1 protein-coding gene is annotated in these 1,111 nt (G+C 43.7%); it reads left to right on the top strand.

Annotation, left to right across the window (positions count from 1 at the left end; all coding sequences use genetic code 11):
- A partial coding sequence (locus ACXAH1_RS24605) for a hypothetical protein (RefSeq protein ID WP_475200329.1) occupies positions 1-395 on the top strand: 395 nt, incomplete at its 5' end.
- Between the last annotated feature and the right edge of the window lie 716 nt (positions 396-1,111).

Here is a 1,111-nt window from a genome sequence, read left to right as displayed (position 1 = left end):
ACGCCGGCTCAAACATACTCCTTGCTTTCATGATGTATAGAGCGATTTCTGACGAAGTGTCATGTATTTCTCCATTCATACAGGTCTACACCATCGTCATCCCACACTTGATGCGGGATCTACCAACAGACCACATCGCAGGCATGACAAATACATCGAAGCAAACCTACTCAACACCGAAAAGCAGGTATAAACAGCTCCCGCATCGCGTGCGGGATGGCAACGGAGCTGTTGGAGGTTTGGCAGAGCAGGTGAAACCTGGATCCACAGCTGGAACGCTACTTCGTAAGTATGAAGAGTACACCGGAGCAAACCTACTCAGCACTGAAAAGCTACTTCGTAGGCATGATAAATACACCGAAACAAACCTATTCAACACCGAAAAGCTGGTTTAAACAGTATCGCACGGCGTGCTGTATGAAGAGGGAGTTGTTGTTGAAGGTGGGGTAGAGCTTTGTGAACCTGGATCTACTGCAGGGTATGGGTTACAAACCCAGGATATGCAGCGCTTTTTTGAATAAGCCGTTTATATTCCATTCTTACAGTTTGCACTATTGTCGTCCATGAGCCTGGACTTGCGGATGAGTAACTGGCTAACACTTCATACAGAGCATACTCCACTCCCATATTGGGTATTGAACTACTTGTGCTGAGGGTATTCTTTGCTCAGCGTGCTATTAGTACAGGAAGCAAAATGACTAAAGCCCGCCGATGTAATTTTTATCAACCTTCTGGCTTTATTTACGTACAGCTTTATATCCCTGAGCAGAATAAGAAACTGAAGACTCACGCTGATCGTCTTTCACTATTTTGCCTGTACTGTTGTTTATTTGCGAACTTATCCACATTTGATTGTGTGTATCTTGTTTGTGTTTTGTGTGTATTTGGAGTGGTAGGTGGTAGTGACATATTATCGAGAGAAAAATGAAAAAAGGGGTTGCATCGTTATTCGATTTCCCTATAATGCGCATCCACCGACACGGGGTACAACGCTGAAAAGCAACGAGCCAGCGAGTTGGCAGTCAAATAAAACTTAGCTTTGAATGCTTCGAAAGAAAAATCAAAATTAAGTGTTGACATAAAACGGGAAGTGATTAGAATGCACAACCCT

It is taken from the genome of Pseudoalteromonas sp. AWH4_217 (genome assembly GCF_056161105.1).
Note: the sequence above shows the minus strand (reverse complement) of the source record. Positions and strands in the feature narration are given on the sequence as shown.